This window comes from Halomonas sp. SIMBA_159 (assembly GCF_046536035.1).
GTDB classification, from domain to species: domain Bacteria; phylum Pseudomonadota; class Gammaproteobacteria; order Pseudomonadales; family Halomonadaceae; genus Vreelandella; species Vreelandella venusta_A.
Genome location: NZ_JAWJBT010000949.1, coordinates 1 through 258 on the forward strand (window position 1 = coordinate 1; position 258 = coordinate 258).

General features: G+C 44.6%; 1 protein-coding gene. It reads left to right on the top strand.

Features of this window, described 5'->3' with window-relative positions; genetic code table 11:
* The coding region (locus R0J87_RS22065; protein WP_498888987.1) for a hypothetical protein at window positions 1-258 on the top strand (258 nt) is incomplete at both ends.

Consider the following 258-nt stretch of genomic DNA (forward strand, 5'->3'; position numbering starts at 1 on the left):
TAATACGACCATGGGTGAGTTCCAAATGTGTCTCGCTTGTCGTGAAGAATATGAAAATCCGCGCGATCGGCGATTTCATGCGCAACCGAATGCTTGTCCTGAATGTGGTCCAAAATTAACCTTTTGGGGAGAAGAGGAAGTCGAGAGAGATCAGGCTTTAATGGCGACAGCAGAAGCCTTAAAACAAGGAAAAATTGCTGCTGTGAAAGGTTTAGGCGGATTTCATCTTATGGTTGATGCACAGAATGAGAGTACTGT